Consider the following 18,096-nt stretch of genomic DNA (forward strand, 5'->3'; position numbering starts at 1 on the left):
AAAGTTGAACTGGTTAGCATCCAGCGGCGCGCAGTCGTGCCCCTGTTCGAATTTCCGAACTCCCGCACCACTGAGCAGACATGGCCACGGCTTACCCCATCGTCTGTCCGGCGATCTCTCACGCCACCAGTGAGCGGCCGCCAGGCACCGACAGTGAAGGACCGCTTTGGACACCACCTACTGGAGTCGACGAAGGGTGCTCGGCGCCCTCGCGGCTACCACAGCAGTCGCCGCCACCTCCAACCTCGTTCTCGGCCCCGCCACGGCCTGGGCCGACACCACACCGGCCGACGGTGACGACGGTGACCCGTTCGCCCTGCCCGACACCGACCGCGCCAAGGCCGTGAAGGCCTGGCTGCTGGGCGGTCCCGCCGCCCGCGCCGCCGCGGAACAGGCGCTGAGCGGCACCGACACCGACATCCAGAACTTCCTGACCGTGGAACTTCCCAAGGCCACGGCGGCGGACAACCGGTTCGCCATCGTCACCTCCCTGGCGGGCGGCGGCACGGGTCTGAGGAGGGAGGCCTCCGCGGCGTTGAACAATGGTGACGCCGCCATCGCCACCTTCCTCGACGGGGGCTTCCACAGCGCGATCCTGGAAGACCTGCGCGTCGCCACCGCCACCGTGATGGCGACGGGCGGCAAGGCCGTCAACCGCGAGGGCAGCACGGCCCTGAGCGCGGGCACCCAGGAGGCCTTGGAGCAGTACCTCCTGGACGGCCAGCACACGGCGCGCCTGGAGGACATGCGCTTCGAGGTCTCCACGCTCCTCGTCAGCGCGGGCCCGCAGGTGAAGGAATACGCCTCCCGGGCGCTGTCCGGCACCGCCGCGGACATCGAGTGGTTCCTGGAGACCGGCCAGCACATCGCCCGTGCCCGCGACCAGGAGACCGCGACCATCGAGGAACTGGTCGCGGTGGTCGAGCGTGAGGGAAAGCGGGCCGGCGCGAAGACGAAGCAGGCCGAGGAGGCCTCCGCGCGCGCCACGGAGGCCGCCGCGAAGGCCAAGGAGGCCGCGGAGAAGGCCGCCGCCGAGGCCCAGGCGGCCCAGCAGGACGTCGTGGCATCGGGCAAGGCGGCCCGCAAGGCGGGGCAGGCCGCCCAGGGCGCGGCCGACGCGGCCCGGGTCGCCATCCGTGCCTCCCACGCCGCCGTCGACGCCTCCCGTCGCGCCGCCTACGCCGCCACGGCCGCGAGTCAGGCGGCGGCCACCGCGGGCAGCGCCGCCGCCGTCGCCTACAACGCCGCCATCGCCGCGTCCAAGGACGCCACCAAGACGACCGCCGCCAAGAACGCCGCCGTGGCCGCGCGAAACGCCGCCGCGAAGGCCCGCAACGCCGCGAAGGCCGCCGAGTCCGCCAGGGCCTCCGCCGCCCAGTCCAAGGTGGCCGGAGCGTCGGCCGCCTCCGCGGCCCGCAACGCCGCTGCCGCCGCCTCCGCCTCCGCCGCGGCGGCTGCCGCCGCGGGCGCGTCCGAGGCGCAGGCCGCGGAAGCCAAGCGGCAGGCGCGGATCGCCACCACCAACGCCCAGATCGCCACCAACGCCGCCGGATCCGCCCAGGCCCTGGCCGACACCGCGGCCGCCGCGGCGGCCGCCGCGCGCGACGCGGCCAACAGCGCGGCCGATCACGCGGACAAGTCAGCCGAGGCCGCCGAGTGGGCCGTCAAGTACGCGGGACAGGCCGTCGACTACGCCAACAAGTCCACCGCCTTCGCCAATGAGGCCACCAAGGCCGCCAACACCGCGATCGATGCCGTCAACAAGGCCGTCGAGGTGGAGAAGCAGGCGCGGGAGGCCGAGTGGCAACGCCTCGGCGAGGACACCGGTCAGGCGGTGGAGGAGGTCCGCCTGCTCGCGCAGATCGAGCAGACCGAACGCACCGCGTACGCCGACAAGCGGACGCAGACCGCGCAGGCCGGTCAGGCCACCCTGGACCTCATCGCGAAGGCCGAATCGGCGCTGCGCGGCGGTGACCTGAGCCTGTCCGCCACGCTCGGGCGCAAGGCGGCCGTCACCGTGATGAACTCCACCGGTTCCTGGTCGCGGGAGGCGGCGCGGTTCGCCCTGGCCGGCGCGGACGCCGACATCCACCGCTGGATCGACACCGACCGGCAGCTCGCGCAGCGGCAGGACGACCTGGAGACGTCCCTCTTCCTCGCTCAGGTCTCCTCCCCCAACGTCGCCGACGCCGCGGTCAAGGCGCTGGAGGACGACAACCCGGACGCGGGCGCGGCCTTCCTCACGTCCGGTGTCATAGCGGCCGCGGCCGCGGACAACCGGTTCCGGATCGCCCGGATCCTGGCGGGCAACCCCGGCAGCGCCGTGAAGAAGGCGGCCAACGAAGCGCTCGACGCCGGCACGCCCGAGGCCCTGTACCAGTTCGTCAGCACCGGGCACGAGAGGGCCCTCCAGGAGGACGACGCGGTCGCCACCGCCACCCTCCTCGACACGGGAGGCCCGTACACCAAGGCGCACGCCCAGGTCGCACTGGAGGGCCCGGCGTGGATGCGCCGCAACTTCGTCGCCTCGGTGCAGTACAAGACCGCACAGCTGGACTACGACTCCGCGGCCCACATCGCGGCCGTCCAGGGCGCGATCGCCGCCGCCGCGAAGATCGCGAACAAGGCGCTGGAGAACGCGCACCGCGCCCAGTCGGCCGCGGCGAAGGCCCGCAACGCCGCCGCGGAGGCGACGGAGTGGGCGAACAAGGCCACGGCGTCCGCCCAGAAGGCCAACGAGTACGCGGCGCAGGCGGACGCGAACGCGGACGCCGCCGAGGAGTCGGCGCGCAAGGCCCAGGCGTCGGCCGACCAGGCCAAGCAGGCGGCGTCCAAGGCCCGCTTGGCCGCGCGCTCGGCGAACTACTCCGCCAACCGTGCCGTGGACGCCGCGCAGAGCGCCCGGGCCTCCGCCAACGCCGCCCAGGCCTCCGCCAACGCCGCGCGGAACTCCGCGATCCAGGCGGCGAAGGACGCGAAGACCGCGGCGGCGGCGGCGAGCGACGCGCACCGGCTCTGGATGCAGAAGCGGAAGGCCGAGATCGCGGAGAAGGCCCGGAAGGCGGCCGAGGCGGCACGTCAGGTCCAGGAAAGCGGGCGGAACCCGGCGGACACGGCCGACAACGACTCCGTCAAGGGCGGTCTTCCGTGGTGGCAGGAGGGCGCCCGCTGGCTGGCGGACGTCACGAACGAGGCGAGCATCGCCGCCGGTTTCATCAGTGCCGGTTTCGGTATCTCCGGTCTTTTCTTCCCGCCTGCCGCCGAGGCGCTGGAGGCGGTGGCAATGAGCTTCGGCACAGCGTCGATCGCGTACGGCGGTCTCAGTGCCCTGTTCACCGGAATCGGTTACGGATTCACCAGCGACGAGTTCAAGAAATCCATGGCGAGCCTCGCCCTGGGCGTCGTCACCTTCGGTCAGTCGTATTGGATCGGTCACCTTGGCAGCGCGGGCAAGGTAGTCACGAAGATCACGTCTTTCGGACACGACCTGGTCTCGCCGGTCACCGGCGTTCTGGACCTGTTCGGGTAAAAGACAGCGGGGCCGGCGGCTCCCACGCCGCCGGCCCCGCTCACCGCAGAAAGGACCCTTGCCGTGCTCGCCCGGCTCCCACTGCCCTGGCTGTTCCTTTTCGCGGCCTTCGCCACCGCGGTCCTGGGCGCCGGCATCCAGTGGGCGTTCAGAAGCCCGAAGGCCGTGGTGGTCTACCTCGCCATTTCGGCGGGCTGCTGTCTGGGCATGGTCGCCGCGGGCGCCCGTCAGTACCAGCACTGGACGATCTCGCAGATGCTGGTTCTGTACTCCTTCAGCTGGCTGGGGCTCGCCATCGGGTTCTTCCCGTCACGGAAACTGCTGCGCCGGTACGCGGAGGATCATCGCCGGGGCGGCAGCCCGGAGAGCATCACATTCCCGGCGCGCTACCAGGCACCCGTCTACATCTCGGTGTCCCTCATGGTGCTGCTGGCATTCATTCTCTCGGCCTGACCACCACTTTCCCTCAATGAGTAAGGATTGCGATGAAGGCACGTGCCCTCACGGCAAAGCCACTGCGCACGAGAATCCTGGGAACCGCCGCGGTGGCGGTCGCCGCCGCCCTGGCCTGGGTCGCGATACCGGGCGGAGGAACGCCCGCCGGCCAGGGCACCGCCTCCGAAGCGGTCGCGCCCGTCGCCGGCGAGGCCCCCGGGTACGCCGTGGAGAACTTCGCCTACCCGTACGCCGACAAGATCCTCGCCGAGAAGCACATCACCCTCAAGCGCGGCGACGGTCACATCACGCTCGCCGACTGCGCGAGCGGCAGCGGCTTCCTCCAGATCTGGGTACGCGCCAACGCGCAGCCGGTCTGCTTCAAGGTCACCGGCACCACCGGTTGGCTCTCCCTGGAGATCCCCTCCGTCTACGTGGTCGCGGGCAACGACTACGAGGCCCAGGTCGACATGACCGCCGGCTCGGAGGAGAAGAGCTTCGACATCCCGAAGAACACCTGGACCCCGGTCGGCGAGAGCACGGACCCGGGCCGCGAGTACGTGCTCATGGAGATCAGGACCTCCAAGTAACCGCCGCGACGGCGCCGTCGGCCCGTCGCCCCACCGAGTCCGCCTGGTCCCCGTGACCCACGTCCAAGGAATCACTTCATGCGACTCACCAGACACGTGCGCCTCACCGCGCTCGCCGCTGCCCTGCTCGCGGGCCCCGTGGCGGTGTGCGCCGCCCCTGTGTCCGCCGTCACCGGCACACCCGTCGGGGACGCCGGTTTCGGTTTCACCGCCCAGATCGTCGTCGGCGACCACGACCGCGGCTGCTCCGGTGTCCTGGTCGACCCCGAGTGGCTGCTCACCGCGGCCAGTTGCTTCGTCGCCGACCCCGCCGCGGGCCTGACGGTGCCCGCGGGCAAGCCCCGGTCCGGAGCCACCGCCACCATCGGCCGGCTGGACCTCGGCGGTTCGGACGGAGCGGTGCGCGGCATCGTCCAGCTGGTCCCGCGCACCGACCGCGACGTGGTGCTGGCCCGTCTGAACCGGCCGGTCCCCAATGTCGCTCCCGTCGCCCTGTCGGCCACCGCCCCCGCGGCCGGCGAGGAGCTGAAGTTCGCCGGATTCGGCCGCAACAAGGCCGAGTGGGCGCCGCTGAAGCTGCACACCGGCGCGCTCACGGTGGACTCGGCCGCCACCACGACGGCCACCGTCACCGGCAAGGACGGCGCGGCGGCCTGCATGGGCGACACCGGCGGCCCGGTGGTCCGGGCCGTCGGCGGCACGCCGCAGCTGGTGGCCCTCAACAGCCAGTCGTACCAGGGCGGCTGCTACGGCATGGACCCCGCCGAGACCCGCACCGGTGGCATCGCCGCCCGGGTCGACGGCCTGGGCTCCTGGGTGAACTCCACCGTCGGCGCGCCGGGCGTCGCCGACTTCAACTGTGACGGTGTCGAGGACACCGCCATCACCGACCCCAAGGCCACCGTCGGCGGTGACGACGGCGCCGGAGTGGTCCGCGTCGTCTACGGCGGCGGCAAGGGCACCGCCGAGATCAACCAGGACCTGGACTGGGTCGACGACGCCGCCGAACCCGGCGACTGGTTCGGGGAGAGCCTGGCCACCGTCGACTACGACGAGGACGGCTGCACCGACCTGGTGGTCGGCTCCCCCTCCGAGGACCTGGACAAGGCCACCGACGCCGGCACGGCGGACCTGCTGTACGGCGCGCCGGGCGGCCTCGGCACCGGCGCCACCAAGAGCACCCACTTCCAGCAGGGCACCGGAACCGGGTCCCTGAAGGGGAGCGGTCCCGAGACGGGCGACCGCCTGGGCCAGGCCCTCGCGGCCGGGACCACCGCCGCGGGCGAGCCGTACCTCGTGATCGGCGCCCCCGGTGAGTCCATCGGCACGGTCGCCAAGGCGGGCATGGCCTTCTACGTGCACGGTGACACCAACACCGGGATCAGCCAGGACTCCACCGGCGTCCCGGGCGCCGTGGAGGCCAACGACGGCTTCGGCGCCGTGATCGCGGCCGACGCCAACCACCTGGCCATCGGTGCTCCCACCGAGACGATCGGCGCCGACGCGGACGCCGGCAACTTCGCGGTCTTCTCCCACAAGCTGAACTCGGCGCAGCAGCCCACCCCGCTGTTCGGTCTGGACCAGGACCTGGACACCGTCGGCGGCAGCGCGGAACCGGGTGACCTCTTCGCCAAGTCCCTGGCGATGGTCGACTACCGCCCGTCCGGCGCGGCGGCGGCCACCGACTCCATCCTCGCGGTCGGCGCACCCGGCGAGGACCTGGACATCGACGGCGTCAGCAAGGCCGACACCGGCCAGGTGTTCACCTTCCGCATCACCGCGGCGGGCACGTACAGCCAGCTCAACACGTACTACTCCGGCACCGCTTCGGACGAGATGACCGGCACCTCCGAGGCCGGCGACCACTTCGGGCAGACCGTGGCCGCCGTCAACACCGCGCCGCGCGCGGTGGGCAGCACGGCGACGATGAAGCTCGCCGTCGGCATCCCGGACGAGGCGGTCGGCAGCACCGCCGGCGCCGGCGCCATCACCACCTTCTCGCTGCTGGGCGCGCGCGGTGACAACAACCGCTGGATCGAGGCCGGCACCTCCGGCATCCCGGGCCCGCCGGGTGCCAACCAGCACCTGGGCGTGAGCCTGCACTACACCGGTACCAAGCTGTACGTCGGCATGCCGTACGGTCCGTCCGGCTACGGCACGGTCCACGGCGTGCCGCTGTCCAACGTGACCGGCGGCGGTACCAACGCCGCCATCACCACGTACCAGCCCGGCAAGGGCGGTCTCCCGGCCGCCGGCGCCCGCTTCGGTTACGTCGTCCGCTAGCGGCCGGGCCGCACGCGCCCGCCTACGGCGGAAGGGCCGGCCCGTGGCGGGCCGGCCCTTCCGGGGATGTCCGATGCCGTCAGCGCTCCAGGAACCTGAACAGTTCCTCCCACCGGTCACGGATGACCTTCGGCGAGTACCGCTGGACGTTCTTCCGGGCCAGTTCGCCCATCCGGTCGCGGAGTTCGGAGTCCTCCATCAACCGACCGAGCTTCTGGGCGAGTTCGGGGACGTTCCCGGGACGGGCCAGGAGGCCGTCCTCCTCGTCGCGGACGATCTCGCGCACGCCCGGCGCGCAGTCGAAGGCCGCGCACGGCACCGCGCAGGCCATGGCCTCCAGCAGGGCCAGCGGGAAGCCCTCGCCCCGGGAGGACTGGACGAACACCGACGCCCCGCGCAGCGCGCCGGCGACGTCGTCCGTCTGGCCGGCCCACTCCACCCGGTCGTCCAGGCCGAGCCGGGTGCACTGGCTGCGCAGCGCCTCCTCGTCGGGGCCGGAGCCGTAGATCCTCAGGAGCCAGTCGGGGTGCTTGGGCGCCGCTTCCGCCCAGACGTCCAGGAGCATGTCGATGCCCTTCTGGTGTCCCAGACGGCCGATGCTCGCGACGACCTTCTCGGTGCGCTCGGAGGGGATCTCCGGCATCATCGGCAGCGGGTTGGGCATGTACCCGACGTTGTTCATGCCCCGGCCGATCCACAGGTCGGCGTCCTCGCGGGTCAGCAGCAGCAGGCGGTCGACGTTCTTGTAGTACCGCTCGACGCGCCCGAAGCGGGAGGAGCCGCGCGAGTACTCGTACGACTCGTGGCTCATGCCGATGACCGGGTGCCCCGCGGTGTCCGCGAGGGCGACCCACTCCATGGCCCACACCTGGGTCACGATGATCATCGCTCCGGGCCGGGCGGCCCGGAAGATCGCCGACAGCCGGTCGGCGGCCGCCCGCATGCTCTCCTCGCGCGCGGCCTCGCGGCGCCGGGCCTGGAGGTTGGCCCGGTCCAGCAGGGTGCGGGCCTGCCAGCGGCCGGGCGGGCGCTCGTCGTAGAGCGTCACGGTGGTGAAGGGCGGGTTGTCGCCCAGGTCCATGGGCACCTCGGGCGGCGCGATGCCGACGATGGTGACCCGGTGGCCCTCCGCGGCGAACAGTTCGGCCATCAGCGCCTGCCAGCGGGCCACTCCGCCGAGTTCGTTGACCTCGTTGGCCACGAAAATGATGTCACGCTGTGTCATCGGGCGTCTCCCCGGGTTCCGAAGAAGCGATCGACGATCTGGGCGGCGGCGTCGCCGCGGTCGTACTCGCCGTACTGGGCCACGAATTCCTTCAGGCGCGCCTCCTGTGCGGAGGCGAGGCCGTCCAGGTCCTCCAGGACGCCGAAGAGGTCCTCCGCCGTGTGGACGACGGGGCCGGGGGCCTCTTCCGACAGGTCGAAGTACGTCCCGCGGCTGTTGTCGACGTACTCCTCCCAGTCGTAGGTGAAGAACACCATGGGGCGCTGGAGCAGCGCGTAGTCGAACATCACCGAGGAGTAGTCGGTGATGAGCGCGTCCGCGAGCAGCAGGACCGGGGTGATGTCCGGCTCGCCGCTGACATTGACGACCCGGCCCGCCACGGAGGGCGGCAGCGTGACGTTGTTCAGGTAGTGCGTGCGCACCAGCAGGGTGAAGCGGTCACCGAAGCGGTCGGCGAACTCGTCCACGTCGAACGGGAACTCGAACTTCTTGACCTTGCCGTTCTGCTCCCGGAACGTCGGGGCGTACAGCACCACCGGGCGGTCCAGGCGGATGCCGAGGCGCTCGGCGAGTTCCCGGGCCGCCGGGTCGAGGGTGCCGGCGTCCCGGGCCCGGACGAGCGCGTCGTTGCGCGGGTATCCGGTGCGCAGGAGCCTGTCCTCGGTGATCCGGTAGGCCGGGGCGAGGGTCCGCTCGTCGTGCCGGCCGCGCACCACGAAGTAGTCGAAGCGGTCGATCGCCTCCTGGTAGGCGCGCTGCTCGTGCTCCGGCTTGATGCGGTACTTCGGCTCGTCGAAGCCCATCCGCTTCAGGGCGGAGCCGTGCCAGGTCTGGATGTACGTGGTCTCCGGGCGCTTGCTCAGCTTCAGCGGGAAGCCCTGGTTGTCGATCCAGAACTCGGCCTGCGCCAGCGCCCTGAGGTAGGGCCAGGACCAGCGGCGCACGAGTTCGACGTCGTCCGGGAAGCCCGTGGGACGCTCGCCGGCGTAGGACCAGATGGCGTGGAAGGGCACGTCGCGGCGGCGCATCTCCTCGTAGATGGCCCGCGGGCTGTCGCTGTACTGCTTGCCGAGGTGGCTCTCGAAGACGACCGTGCCCTTGCGGATCGGCAGCAGCCGGATCATGCGGTGGTAGGTCTCGATCTTGCGCGGGCCGGAGTGCAGGTCCTTGCGCACCTTGACGGCCTTGCGCACCATCTTCTTGGCCATCGCGGCGGGCGGGCTCTGCAGGTTGCGCCGCACCAGCGTCGTGGTGCGCTGGGCGAGCGTGCCGTGCTGGGCGAGCCGGAAGGCCAGGTGGCCCTTGGCCGAGGCGTGCGGCACGAGGCGGTCGGCCGTCATCCGGCCGAGCCGGGGACGGACCCGGACCACGCCGGCGTCCTCCAGCGCGGTCTGGCCGACGGTGAGCCGGCTGGTGGCCTGGACACCGTCGACGCTCAGGTAGAGGCGTACGTCCCACACCTCGTCGACGATGCCGAGGGGACGGAACTTCGCCGCCAGGGGCACGGTGGCCTGCCATGCCACCGTCTCGCCCTCGTGCTGGACGCTCTGCACCGGGAAGCGGAACTTCTGCAGGCTCCTGCGGCGGGCGCGGAACTCCAGCTCGGCCTTCAGCTCCGCGCCCGGCGGGATCACCCCGAGCGGGTTGACGACGGCGCCGGAGACCTTGATGCCCGCGGGGTTCTCCGCGTAGGACGTCACCTGGTTGCGCAGCCACATGCGCTGGACCGGCCGGGAGTGGTAGCCGAGGTCGGTCACGTCGAGGATCTTGCGGGCCAGCGGGTCGTCGAGGTGCTCCTCGCACCAGTAGACCCGGCCGTCGCGCTCGGCCAGCGGGCTGGACACCTTGCGCGGGTTGATGAGGGTGTCGATCGCCGGGGTGAGGTTCTTCCAGTCCTCCTGCAGCAGCAGGTAGGCGCACAGCCGGTGGACCGGGGACAGCTCCTCGTATGCCTCCGGGGAGAAGCCCTGGATGTAGCCGCGGGCCAGCTCGGCGAACTTGTGGCGGTATTCGTCGTCCAGGAAGGGCAGGTCGCGCAGGTACAGCACGAGGTCGTGCTTGAGGAACTTGCGGTCCTTGTGGAGCTTCAGCTCGCTCTGGCCCCGCTCCGCGAGGACCCGGTCGATCCGGCGGTGGATCTCCACGCGGTCGGCGAAGTTGTTGATCTCGTGGCGCCGGTTGCTGATCGACTTGGCGGCGGCCTTCTCCACGACGTTCCAGTGGTAGACCGTGTTCGGGATCAGGGTGATCCGGGAGGCGGCCAGGTAGGCCTGCGCGGAGAAGAGCAGGTCCTCGTAGTGGATGCCCTTGGGGAAGGTCAGGCCGCTTTCCAGCAGGAACTCACGCCGGTAGCACTTGTTCGTCGACAGGGTGTCGAAGACCATCAGGTCCGGTATCTCGGCGACCGAGTCGAAGGTGCGGGTCTCCCGGTAGAGCCACGGGTACCACTTGACCTTCTTGCCGTTGCGGCTGTCCGTGTGGACGCGCAGGCAGAGCCCGGAGACCAGGTCGGCCCCCGTGCTCTCGGCGGCGTCGAGCATGTTGCGGCAGGCGTTCAGCTCGAGGGTGTCGTCGCTGTCCAGGAACATCACGTAGCGGCCGCGGGCGACGGCGATGCCCTGGTTGCGCGGCTCGCCGCAGCCGCCGCTGTTCTCCGGCAGCTGGATCGCGCGCACCCGGTCCGAGCGGGCGGCCAGCTGCTGTGCGACCTCGAAGGAGCCGTCGGTGGAGCAGTCATCGGCGATGATGACCTCGACATTGCGCAGCGTCTGGTCCAGGACCGACTGCACGGCGGTCGGAAGACGTGCCGCGTCGTTGAAGACGATGACGACGACGCTGATGTCGGGCGTTGTGTCGGGTTGCTGGGACACTGCAGCGGCTACCTCTGGCTCGTGTGGGTGGATATCAGGGCCGACGCGTCGCGGGACGGCTCCGGCGGCGGGGCGGGGGTCCGCTCGTCCAGTGGGACGACCGGCGGCAGATCCCCGAGTTCCTCTCCGAGGAAAATGTGGCGCACCACACGCTCCGCAGCACGACCGTCGTCGAAGTCGCAGAAGCGGCGACGGAACCGATCGCGTGCCCGGGCGGCCCGCTCCCCGCGCCAGGCGCCGGAACAGAGTACTTCGGCCAGCTCCTCCTCGCTGGCGGCCACCGCCCCCGGCCCCTCGGTGCGCACGTCGAAGTACGTGCCGCGCACGACGGAGTAGGTCTCCCAGTCGTCGGCGTGGACGACGATCGGCCGGTCCAGGTTGGCGTAGTCGAACATCGCCGAGGAGTAGTCCGTGACCAGGCAGTCGGCGGCGAGGTAGAGACGCTCGACCGCTCGGTGGCCGGACACATCGATGATCCGGTCCTCGGCCTGCCACGCGGCCGGCCGCTCGGCCGGGCGGTCGCCGGGGTGGGCCCGCACCAGCAGCACCGCGTCCGGCCCGAGCCGCCCGGCCAGCTTCGCCAGGTCCAGCCGCGGCTCGAAGCCGCGCTGGTACTCACGGCGCGTCGGCATGTACAGGAAGGCCGTCACGCCCTCGGCCAGTCCGAGCTCGCGACGGGCCTCGCGCACGTCCTCGGCGGTGGAGTTGAGCAGGACGTCGTTGCGCGGGTAGCCGGTGGCCAGGGAGGTGTACGAGCAGGGGTACGCCCGCTGCCACACGGCGCTGGAGAAGTGGTTGGCGACGAGGCTGTAGTTCCAGCGGTCGCTGCGCCGCAGCAGCGCGGCGAAGTCGATGCCCGCCGAGGCCGGGTACTGCCGCCGGTCCAGTCCCATGGTCTTCAGCGGGGTGCCGTGGTGGGTCTGCACATGGATCTGGCCCGGCCGGCGCACCACGGCGTCCGGGAAGTTCACGTTGTTGACCAGATAGGTGGCGCGGGCGAGGGCCGCCCAGTACTCCCGCGACCCCGTCCGGACGACCTCGACGCCCTCGGGCACCTTGGCCACGGCGTCCGGGCGGACGGCCCACACGCGGCGGATGTGGGGGGCGCGGCGGGCGAGCTCGGCGTCGATGGCGGCCGGGTTGCAGGACACGCCGCTGCCCCCGTAGGCGGAGAACAGCGCCAGGTTCCCGTCGAGCGGCAGTCTCAGCTGATGCCGGTAGTCCAGGCTCAGCGCGGTGCGTCTGGTGCGGCCGAGGGTGGTGCGCGCGTAGCCGGTCGCCTTGGCGCGCAGCTTCACGACGGCCTTGGCGCCCACCAGGCCGGCGTAGGCGTCGCGTTCCAGCAGCGCGTACTTCTTGCCGCGGGAACCGGCCGGCTTGCGGAAGCCTGCGGGCATCCGGGCCCGGTAGTCGGCGGCGGCGCGGTGGAAGAACTCGGCCCGCGCGTCCCGCGGCAGCCGGCCGGGGCGCTCCAGGATCGCCAGGTAGTGGTCGACCATCTTGCGGAACAGCGGCGCGCGCCACTGCTCGGCGTCCGCGCGGGTGTCGAGGAACTCGAAGACGCGGCGGTACTGCTCGAAGATGTCGAAGTGCTTGCGGCTGACCGTGGCCAGGATGTTGCCGCCCTCGCGCCGCTGCCGGTACAGCAGGCAGACGCGGTCCAGTACGGCGATGCGCTCGGCGGTGATCAGGGAGCGGAACGTCCACAGGGCGTCTTCGTAGTAGCCCGGCGGGAAGGTGAGGCCCTCGCGGGCGATGAAGTCCCGGCGGTAGGCCTTGTTGCAGACGATCTGGAGCAGGTTCAGCAGCTGCGGTCGCTCGGCGAGGGAGAACACCCCCGGGCCGGCCTCCGCGAGCAGGGCCGCTCTCTGGTTCGGGCGTATCTCGCCGTCCCAGTAGGTGCGCACGTAGTCGTAGATCAGTACGTCGGGGTCGCCGGCGGCCGTCAGCCGCTCCGCTATCGCGCCGAGCGCGCCCGGCGCCAGGGTGTCGTCACTGTCCAGGAACAGAACGTAATCGCCCCGCGCCGATTCCAGAGCGGCGTTGCGCGCCCGTCCGAGGCCCACGTTCTCCATGAGGTGGATCACACGGATGCGATCGTCCCGGGCGGCGTATTCGTCCAGGAGGGCGCCGGAGCCGTCCGGGGAGCGGTCGTCGACGGCGACGATCTCGAAGTCCTGGTAGTCCTGCCCGAGGACCGACTCAAGGCACTCTGCGAGGTAGCCCTGCACGTTGTAGACGGGGACGACGAGAGAGAGCCTTGGCATCCTTAGCAACCTGTCTCCGTGGCGGACTTTGACGACGCGATCGGCCGGCACATGCGGCCATCGCCGACCCGAGTGCACACCGTCCATCAGCGTAGAGGATTAACAGGTTGTTTCCGTCGGGGCCACTTGTCATCTTACCGACAGTCACCGCATCGGCATTGCCCTATTGCTCCGCATGAAACCGGATTCGCCCGATTCGATTTTTCCGGGGCCGGGAGCCAGGCTGAACAGACTGACCGCCGCTGTGAAGAGGTGACGATGAGCTGGCTGGTAACTGGCGGCGCCGGATATATCGGCGCGCACGTGGTACGCACCCTGATCCAGGGTGGTGAGGAGACCATCGTCTACGACGACCTCTCCACCGGCAGCGCCGACCGGGTGCCCGAGGGCACCCCGCTGGTGGTCGGCAGCGTACTGGACGCCGCCAAGCTGGAGCGGACGATCCGTGACCACCGGGTGACCGGCGTGGTGCACATCGCGGCGAAGAAGCAGGTGGGCGAGTCCGTCGAGCGGCCGCTGCACTACTACCGGGAGAACGTCACCGGACTGCAGACCCTGCTGGAGGTCATGACCGCCACCGGGGTCGACCGCATCGTCTTCTCCTCCTCCGCCGCGGTGTACGGCATGCCGGACGTGGACCTCGTCACCGAGGACACCCCCTGCGCGCCCATGAGCCCGTACGGCGAGAGCAAGCTGATCGGCGAGTGGCTGATCACCGCCGCCGCCCGGGCGCACGGACTGCGCGCCGCCTCCCTGCGCTACTTCAACGTGGCCGGGGCGGCCGAGCCCGCGCTCTCCGACACCGGTGTCTTCAACCTCATCCCCATGGTCTTCGAGCGGCTGGAGGCCGGTGCGGCGCCGCGGATCTTCGGCGACGACTACGCCACGCCCGACGGCACCTGCGTACGCGACTACATCCACGTCCAGGACATCGCCGGCGCGCACCTGGCCGCCGCCCGCCGCCTGACCGACGCCGAGGCGGGCACGTCCCTCGTCCTCAACATCGGCCGCGGCGAGGGCAGCTCGGTGCGCGAGATGGTGGACCGCATCCTGAAGGTCACCGGCCGGCAGGACGTGCGGCCCGAGGTCACCGAGCGCCGCCCCGGCGACCCGGCCCGTGTGGTGGCGTCCGCCGACCGCATCCGGCGGGAACTCGGCTGGACCGCCGAACACGACCTGGACGACATGATCGAGTCGGCCTGGCAGGGCTGGCGGCACCGCCACCCGTGAACGCGGACGGGCGGCGCCGCACGGCGCCGCCCCGGGGCGTCACGGCCCCCGCCGGTCCACGACCGGCACCACTGGCTATCGCTCGGGAACGGTTCGAACCGCCTTGAGAACGGCTCGAACCGCTTGAGAACGGCCCGGACCGCTTTTTAGAACGGCTCGAAGTCGTCGAACTCCTGCAGCGCCTCGTCGTGCTCGGCCTGCTTGTCCCGGCGGCGCTGGGCCGCGGGGCGGGGCGCGTCGAAGCGGTGGTCCTCGCCACGGCGGCCGAGCATCTCCGCGCCGGACATGACGGTCGGCTCCCAGTCGAAGACGACCGCGTTCTCCTCGGGGCCGATGGCGACGCCGTCGCCCGCGCGGGCGCCCGCCTTCATCAGCTGCTCCTCCACACCGAGACGGTTCAGCCGGTCGGCGAGGTAGCCGACGGCCTCGTCGTTGTTGAAGTCGGTCTGGCGGACCCAGCGCTCGGGCTTCTCACCGCGCACCCGGAACAGCGGCTCGCCGCCGGTGTCCTCGCGTACGACGGTGAAGCCGGCGTCGTCCACGGCCTTGGGCCGGATGACGATCCGGGTCGCCTCCTCCTTCGGCTTCGCCGCGCGCGCCTTGGCGACCAGCTCGCCGAGGGCGAAGGTCAGCTCGCGCAGACCGGTGTGGGCCACGGCCGACACCTCGAAGACGCGGTAGCCGCGGGCCTCCAGGTCGGGGCGGACCATCTCGGCGAGGTCCTTGCCGTCCGGCACGTCGATCTTGTTCAGGACGACGATGCGGGGCCGGTTGTCCAGGCCGCCGTACTCCCGCAGCTCGGCCTCGATGACGTCGAGGTCGGAGACCGGGTCGCGGTCGGACTCCAGCGTGGCGGTGTCCAGCACGTGCACCAGCACGCTGCACCGCTCCACGTGCCGCAGGAACTCCAGGCCCAGGCCGCGGCCCTGGCTGGCGCCGGGGATGAGGCCGGGCACGTCGGCGATGGTGTAGACGGTGGAGCCCGCCGTCACCACGCCGAGGTTCGGGACCAGCGTCGTGAACGGGTAGTCGGCGATCTTCGGCTTGGCCGCGCTGAGCACGGAGATCAGCGAGGACTTGCCGGCGCTCGGGTAGCCGACGAGGGCCACGTCCGCGACGGTCTTCAGCTCCAGGACGATGTCGTGGAGGTCGCCGGGCTCGCCGAGCAGCGCGAAGCCGGGCGCCTTGCGGCGGGCGGAGGCCAGCGCCGCGTTGCCGAGGCCGCCCCGGCCGCCCTGCGCGGCGATGTACGAGGTGCCGTGGCCGACCAGGTCGGCGAGCACATTGCCCGCCTTGTCCAGCACGACCGTGCCGTCCGGCACCGGCAGGATCAGGTCCTGGCCGTCCTTGCCGGAGCGGTTGCCGCCCTCGCCGGGCTTGCCGTTGGTGGCCTTGCGGTGCGGGGAGTGGTGATAGTCCAGCAGCGTCGTGACCGACTGGTCGACGGTCAGGATGACGTCACCGCCACGGCCGCCGTTGCCGCCGTCGGGGCCGCCTAGCGGCTTGAACTTCTCACGGTGGACGGAGGCACAGCCGTGGCCTCCGTTACCCGCGGCGACGTGCAGTTCGACGCGGTCCACGAAGGTGGTCATGGTGGGGTGCCTCCAAAAGACGAACGGGGTTTTACCTGTGTTAACACGCGAAAGGCGGACCCGCCTTCCCGCCCGGGAAGTGAGGTCCGCCTCGCGAAAGCGTTCAGCGCTGAATCAGGCGATCAGACGATCTGGTGATTCAGGCGACCGGAACGATGTTCACGACCTTGCGGCCGCGGTGGGTACCGAACTCCACCGCACCGGCCTGCAGGGCGAACAGCGTGTCGTCGCCGCCACGGCCGACACCGGCGCCGGGGTGGAAGTGGGTGCCGCGCTGGCGGACCAGGATCTCACCCGCGCTCACGACCTGACCGCCGAAGCGCTTCACGCCGAGCCGCTGGGCATTGGAGTCGCGACCGTTCCGGGTGGACGATGCGCCCTTCTTGTGTGCCATTTCTCCTCAGTCCCTTACTTCGCAGCCGTGGGGATCGACGTGACCTTGATCGCCGTGTACTGCTGGCGGTGACCCTGCCGACGACGGTAACCGGTCTTGTTCTTGTAGCGCAGGATGTCGATCTTCTGGCCCTTGTGGTGGTCCACGACCTCGGCCTGGACCTTGATGCCGGCCAGCACCCACGGGTCGCTGGTCACGGAGTCGCCGTCGACAACGAGCAGGGTCGAGAGCTCGACCGTGTCGCCAACCTTGGCGGTGGAAATCTTGTCAACCTCAACGATGTCGCCGACAGCAACCTTGTGCTGGCGACCACCGCTGCGCACGATGGCGTACACGCGGATCTCACTTTCGCTCGTCTCAGAACCGGCACCCCCGCAGGCCAGCCGCCCAGAAACACCACAGACGACCTCTCCCGGCCAACCGCGTTGCCCGGGAGGAAGAGGTTTACGGGGATGTGGCGTGTTCAGTGGACACGCCGACGGTCCAGGGTACGGGGCCATGGCCAGGGGGGTCAAACCGGGCCACGGCTCAGGACGTGACCGCGGCGACGTACTCCGCGTACGCCTCCTCGATGCCCTCCGGCGACAGCCCCAGGTGTTCCAGGACGGTGTACCGGCCCGGCCGGGTCTCCGGGGCCAGGCGGACGGCCCGGACGAACTCGTCGTCGCCGTAGCCGAGGTCCCGCGCCAGCACGGGCAGCCCGTGGCGGCGCAGCACGCCGGCCAGCTGCCGGGCCCCCTCGTGGTCGCCCCGCAGGTGCGTGGCGAAGGCGGCCGCGAGACCCACCTGCTCGCCGTGGCTCGCCGCCCGCTCCGGGTACAGCAGGTCGAGCGCGTGACCGATCTCATGGCAGGCGCCCGAGGAGGGCCGGGTGTGACCGGCGATCGACATGGCGATGCCCGAGAGCACGAGGGCCTCGGAGAGCACGGTGAGGAAGCCGTCGTCACCGCATCCGCCCGGGTGGCGCAGCACGCTCTCGCCGGCCTGGCGGGCCATCGCCGCGGCCAGGCCGTCCAGCCGCTCCCCCTTGACGCGGTGGGCCAGCTCCCAGTCCGCGACCGCGGAGATGTTGGACAGGGCGTCGCCGATGCCCGACCGCACGAAGCGGACCGGCGCCTCCCGCACCACCGCGAGGTCCACGAGGAGGGCGATGGGCGTGGGCACGCCGTACGAACCCCGGCCGGCGTCGTTGTCCAGTATGGACACGGGCGAGCAGATGCCGTCGTGCGAGAGGTTGGTGGCGACGGCGACCAGCGGCAGCCCGATGCGCGCCGCCGCGTACTTCGCGCAGTCGATGACCTTGCCGCCGCCGAGGCCCACCACCGCGTCGTACCGGCCGGGCTTCATCTCGTCGGCCAGCCGGATGGCGTCGTCCAGGGTGCCGCCGCCGACCTCGTACCAGGTGGCGCCCGGCAGCATGGGGGCGATGCGCTCGCGCAGCCGGGCGCCGGAACCGCCGCTGACGGCGACGGCGAACCGGCCCGAGGGAGAGATCCGCTGGTCGGCGAGGACGCTCGCCAGGCCGTCCAGGGCACCCGGGCGGATGTCCACGACGACCGGCGAGGGAATCAGCCGGCTCAGTACCGGCACGCGATCTCCCGTCCCCGGGCGAGGTCGTCGTGGTTGTCGATCTCGACCCAGTCGACCTCGCCGATCGGCGCCACGTCGATGCGGAAGCCCC

The 18,096-nt window shown here is 71.2% G+C and carries 12 protein-coding genes and 1 pseudogene; 5 read left to right on the top strand and 8 right to left on the bottom strand.

Annotated elements, in window-relative coordinates:
• Nucleotides 1–166 precede the first annotated feature (166 nt).
• The 4 genes from IE251_RS32385 to IE251_RS32400 all read left to right on the top strand — a co-directional run bounded on the left by IE251_RS32385 (nt 167) and on the right by IE251_RS32400 (nt 6,837).
• Nucleotides 167–3,529, top strand: coding sequence for an ALF repeat-containing protein (locus tag IE251_RS32385; protein ID WP_189756507.1), 3,363 nt, complete (start codon nt 167–169; stop codon nt 3,527–3,529).
• A gap of 63 nt (nt 3,530–3,592) precedes the next feature.
• Nucleotides 3,593–3,982 carry a hypothetical protein gene (locus IE251_RS32390; RefSeq protein WP_189756508.1) on the top strand — a complete coding sequence of 130 codons (390 nt, stop codon included), beginning with the start codon at nt 3,593–3,595 and terminating at the stop codon, nt 3,980–3,982.
• A 32-nt stretch (nt 3,983–4,014) separates the two neighbouring features.
• A complete protein-coding gene (locus IE251_RS32395) occupies nt 4,015–4,554 on the top strand; it encodes a hypothetical protein (protein WP_189756509.1) in 540 nt (179 codons plus the stop codon).
• A gap of 78 nt (nt 4,555–4,632) precedes the next feature.
• Nucleotides 4,633–6,837, top strand: coding sequence for a trypsin-like serine protease (locus tag IE251_RS32400; RefSeq protein ID WP_189756510.1), 2,205 nt, complete (start codon nt 4,633–4,635; stop codon nt 6,835–6,837).
• Between the two features lie 79 nt (nt 6,838–6,916).
• On the opposite strand, the gene IE251_RS32405 is transcribed toward IE251_RS32400, so the two are convergent.
• The 3 genes from IE251_RS32405 to IE251_RS32415 are packed head-to-tail and all read right to left on the bottom strand — an operon-like array spanning nt 6,917 to nt 13,199.
• A complete protein-coding gene (locus tag IE251_RS32405) occupies nt 6,917–8,062 on the bottom strand; it encodes a glycosyltransferase family 4 protein (RefSeq protein WP_189756511.1) in 1,146 nt (381 codons plus the stop codon).
• Complete coding sequence (locus tag IE251_RS32410) at nt 8,059–10,932, bottom strand: bifunctional glycosyltransferase/CDP-glycerol:glycerophosphate glycerophosphotransferase (RefSeq protein WP_189756512.1); 2,874 nt, start codon at nt 10,930–10,932, stop codon at nt 8,059–8,061. The genes IE251_RS32405 and IE251_RS32410 overlap by 4 nt, the downstream gene beginning before the upstream one ends.
• Before the next feature lie 8 nt (nt 10,933–10,940).
• Nucleotides 10,941–13,199: a bifunctional glycosyltransferase/CDP-glycerol:glycerophosphate glycerophosphotransferase gene (locus IE251_RS32415; protein WP_189756513.1), complete on the bottom strand. Its 2,259-nt coding sequence runs from the start codon at nt 13,197–13,199 to the stop codon at nt 10,941–10,943.
• 258 nt (nt 13,200–13,457) lie between these two features.
• On the opposite strand from IE251_RS32415, the gene galE reads away from it, so the two are divergent.
• Nucleotides 13,458–14,429 carry a UDP-glucose 4-epimerase GalE gene (gene galE, locus IE251_RS32420; RefSeq protein WP_189756514.1) on the top strand — a complete coding sequence of 324 codons (972 nt, stop codon included), beginning with the start codon at nt 13,458–13,460 and terminating at the stop codon, nt 14,427–14,429.
• 146 nt (nt 14,430–14,575) lie between these two features.
• Here galE and obgE read toward each other — a convergent pair whose 3' ends face one another.
• The 5 genes and pseudogenes from obgE to IE251_RS32445 all read right to left on the bottom strand — a co-directional run.
• Complete coding sequence (gene obgE / locus IE251_RS32425; protein ID WP_189756515.1) at nt 14,576–16,021, bottom strand: GTPase ObgE; 1,446 nt, start codon at nt 16,019–16,021, stop codon at nt 14,576–14,578.
• 139 nt (nt 16,022–16,160) lie between these two features.
• The gene (gene rpmA, locus IE251_RS32430) at nt 16,161–16,415 is read right to left on the bottom strand and encodes a 50S ribosomal protein L27 (protein ID WP_030605064.1); all 255 of its coding nucleotides are present in this window, start codon (nt 16,413–16,415) and stop codon (nt 16,161–16,163) included.
• A gap of 14 nt (nt 16,416–16,429) precedes the next feature.
• The gene (gene rplU, locus IE251_RS32435; protein ID WP_028422127.1) at nt 16,430–16,750 is read right to left on the bottom strand and encodes a 50S ribosomal protein L21; all 321 of its coding nucleotides are present in this window, start codon (nt 16,748–16,750) and stop codon (nt 16,430–16,432) included.
• Between the two features lie 193 nt (nt 16,751–16,943).
• Nucleotides 16,944–18,005: an iron-containing alcohol dehydrogenase family protein gene (locus tag IE251_RS32440; protein ID WP_189756516.1), complete on the bottom strand. Its 1,062-nt coding sequence runs from the start codon at nt 18,003–18,005 to the stop codon at nt 16,944–16,946.
• Nucleotides 17,993–18,096, bottom strand: a pseudogene (locus tag IE251_RS32445) (phosphocholine cytidylyltransferase family protein); the annotation flags it as partial. The pseudogene IE251_RS32445 and the gene IE251_RS32440, both read right to left, overlap by 13 nt.

The organism is Streptomyces eurythermus, assembly GCF_014649115.1.
GTDB classification, from domain to species: domain Bacteria; phylum Actinomycetota; class Actinomycetes; order Streptomycetales; family Streptomycetaceae; genus Streptomyces; species Streptomyces eurythermus.